Below are 2,970 nucleotides of genomic sequence, written 5' to 3'. Positions count from 1 at the left end.
ATGACTTTATGACAGCATCGCTTAAAAGGGCGAATGCAGATAAAGCCTATTTCATGACAGATAGCAGCACCTGGGTGGCAGAGAAAAATGTCGCTCCTGATCTGCAAATTCTTTATCGTGGGGATCCTTACCTAGTCAATACCTACGATGCTTTAGTCGCTCCCGTAGGTGCAACTGAGAATCGCGATATTGCTGCTAATTTCATCCGATTTGTAGCGTCAGATGAGGGTCAGGCGATCATTCGCAATTATGGCAAGTCGCAATACAAGGAGGCCCTCTACAATGATGCTACCTATGCTAAACAATACGTCCACTAGGAGAAATCATGGAACTTAAAGTCAAACTCAGCGCACGCAATACTCTCAGCGGCAAAGTGGTTGAGCTCAAAATGGGTCAAACCACCTCTCACGTGAAGATCGATATTGGTTCGGGTCATATCGTTACCGCCTCCATTACCAATGAGGCAGTAGATGAACTCAAACTTAAAGTTGGTGATCAAGCTTGGGCAGTCATTAAGGCATCAGATGTCATGATTGCTAAAGACGCTTAATCATTATTCAGTATGCAAAAGGCCCGCTTAGCGGGCCTTTTTATTTACAGCTCCAGCATGATTCATGCTGAAAGAGTTTTAAATGCTTATTTCTTTGGTGTTACAAAGCCAATCGCTGTGTCATCAACGAACTCAACCATAACGTCATCGCCAGCCTTAAATTTCTCAAGACCTAACACGCTTTGATCAACCTTCACTTTTTGCTTCTCACCTGATGGCAATGTGAAAGTAACAACACGAGTCTTTGCATCAATTGTGCTGATCTTCACTGTGGCATAAACAGTATCTGCAGTTTCTTCAAATGGCTTAGCAGAACCCTTACCTGCTACTACTACTGAGCGAACGCCAGAAACGCCTGGCTTAGCACCCTTAGGGGCAGCAACCAAACCAACTGCAATCGCTTGAGCATGCTCAACAACAAACATATCGCCCTTTTTTACTTTATCTAAATCATTTACTTGTTTAGATACGTTCATTTGAGCCAAGTTCCCGTTTGCATCCTTGAGAACAACGATACGTTTCTTTGCGTCCACTGAATCAACAGTAGCAGTCAATACAACTGCTTCAGCCGCCAAAGGCAACATTTTTGCAGGAGCTTGAGCAAATGCTGAACTTGCAACTACTAAACCGAGTGAGGCAACTAATGTAGCCAATAAAGATTTCTTCAAAATAACTCCTAGATAAAGGTTTGTGAGGGGGCCAAGCCTTTGGCACCACCAATCCATTTTAACCATGAAGTGGCTTACTTATAAGCCTTAGAGCTAATATTTGAAGCTTAAATGGGTTCAATTTGCTACATTAGATGTTTAATGAGCTATTCACCTCCATATGCATAGTAAAGAGACAGCACGTGATCTTGATTAAACCTTGGCAAGAGGCTAAGAGTGAGGCCTATGCAATTAGGAAGCTAGTGTTTATTGAGGAGCAAGGCGTTCCAGAGGATATGGAGCTAGATGAATTTGATCCGCTTGCACAGCATGCCTTAGCCTACCTAGACTCGCAAGCCATTGGCACTGCACGCCTAGTCACGATGCCTGGGAACATTGGCAGAATTGGACGCATGGCGGTACTAGCAACATACCGTAGGGGTGGAGTTGGGGACCGACTCCTTAGAGTCCTCCTGCAAGAGGCAGCGTCTCAAAACATGGTGAAAATTGAGCTCCATGCCCAGTTATCAGCTATTCCTTTTTATGAGCGGTTTGGGTTTATTGCACAAGGTGATATTTACGACGAGGCAGGCATCGCACATCGCGATATGATTCTCAATATCTAAAGACACTTCATTCATCATGACTCAATCCACTCAACCCACGAACCCGCCCTTCCTCTTTCGTGTTTGCTACTCAGATACTGATGCAGCTGGCTTTGTGTATCACGCTCGCTATTTAGAGATTTTTGAGAGAAGTCGCTCGGAGTGGCTCCAGCAAAGAGGCTTGAGCCCAACAAAACTGGTGAATGAGTTCGGCATTGTTCTCCCAGTTCGAGAAATCACCATGAATTTTCATCGGCCTGGACGCTTGGATGATCTTCTGAGCATTGATCAAGTTATTGAGAATCGTGGCAGAACCCAAATTGCTGTCAAGCAAACTGCAAAACGCATTGTTGAAGGTATGGAACCTGAGTTGATTGCCAGCGCAGTTCTACATATTGTCTGCGTTGATACCACCACCCTCAAACCCAAGGGCCTGCCTGATTGGCTATTTGCAGCCGATCAGTAATATCTCAACTTAGGAGCTGTATATGCAAGAAGGCAAGTTACTGACTTTCGTTAAAGAGTTGGCACTACTACTAGAGACTAAGCCCAGTGAAGAGCTCATTTTTTCTAAAGGGAAAGCTCTCCTAGAAAATTTAATTGTTGTGGATGACTGGCTACCGGAGGAATTTTGTAAAGTGCATCCCCAGTACTATCAACAGTACCTTCTCTACGCGGATCCACTCGATCGCTTTTCAGTGGTCAGCTTTGTTTGGGGTCCCGGTCAAAAAACACCACTGCATAACCATACTGTCTGGGGCATGGTTGGACAACTACGAGGGCAAGAGCGTAGTGCCGACTATCACCAGCAGGCTGATGGCAGCTATAAAGCTGATGAATTTACCTTGTGCAAGCCTGGCCAAGTAGCTACCGTATCACCCAATACACATGATATTCATGTGGTTGAGAATGCTTTAAGCGATCAAACCTCAATCAGTATTCATGTCTATGGCGGAAATATTGGACGCATTGAGCGATCCGTATTTGACCCGACTACAGGCACGGAAAAATTATTTATCTCGGGATATGCGAATTCTGTAACGCCCAATCTTTGGAATACAGCAAGCAATAGGGTGTGATAGCTTAAAATAGGCCCTCTTTCTGCAAACACTGCAAGTGTGGCAGCTCACCCCATTGACCGGGATAGTCGTTTAATTGAATACGGGTC

General features: G+C 44.7%; 6 protein-coding genes. 5 read left to right on the top strand and 1 reads right to left on the bottom strand.

The window, feature by feature from the left end:
- Together B7X71_RS14470 and B7X71_RS14465 are read left to right on the top strand one after the other, a co-directional pair.
- Positions 1 to 317, top strand: a 317-nt coding sequence (locus B7X71_RS14470) for a substrate-binding domain-containing protein (protein WP_293601144.1), incomplete at its 5' end; no start/stop codon positions are given.
- A gap of 8 nt (positions 318 to 325) precedes the next feature.
- Complete coding sequence (locus B7X71_RS14465; protein ID WP_114654363.1) at positions 326 to 550, top strand: molybdopterin-binding protein; 225 nt, start codon at positions 326 to 328, stop codon at positions 548 to 550.
- An 86-nt stretch (positions 551 to 636) separates the two neighbouring features.
- On the opposite strand, the gene B7X71_RS14460 is transcribed toward B7X71_RS14465, so the two are convergent.
- Complete coding sequence (locus B7X71_RS14460; RefSeq protein WP_293601142.1) at positions 637 to 1,218, bottom strand: hypothetical protein; 582 nt, start codon at positions 1,216 to 1,218, stop codon at positions 637 to 639.
- A gap of 182 nt (positions 1,219 to 1,400) precedes the next feature.
- On the opposite strand from B7X71_RS14460, the gene B7X71_RS14455 reads away from it, so the two are divergent.
- The 3 genes from B7X71_RS14455 to B7X71_RS14445 are packed head-to-tail and all read left to right on the top strand — an operon-like array spanning position 1,401 to position 2,881.
- Positions 1,401 to 1,823, top strand: coding sequence for a GNAT family N-acetyltransferase (locus tag B7X71_RS14455; protein WP_293601140.1), 423 nt, complete (start codon positions 1,401 to 1,403; stop codon positions 1,821 to 1,823).
- Positions 1,824 to 1,839: 16 nt separating this feature from the next.
- Positions 1,840 to 2,268: a YbgC/FadM family acyl-CoA thioesterase gene (locus B7X71_RS14450; protein WP_215301070.1), complete on the top strand. Its 429-nt coding sequence runs from the start codon at positions 1,840 to 1,842 to the stop codon at positions 2,266 to 2,268.
- Positions 2,269 to 2,290: 22 nt separating this feature from the next.
- Positions 2,291 to 2,881, top strand: a complete 591-nt coding sequence (locus B7X71_RS14445; RefSeq protein ID WP_293599782.1) for a hypothetical protein — start codon at positions 2,291 to 2,293, stop codon at positions 2,879 to 2,881.
- Positions 2,882 to 2,970 lie beyond the last annotated feature (89 nt).

Source organism: Polynucleobacter sp. 39-46-10 (assembly GCF_002282275.1).
The sequence above is the reverse complement of the archived record's forward strand: the minus strand, read 5'-3'. Positions and strand labels throughout refer to the sequence as shown.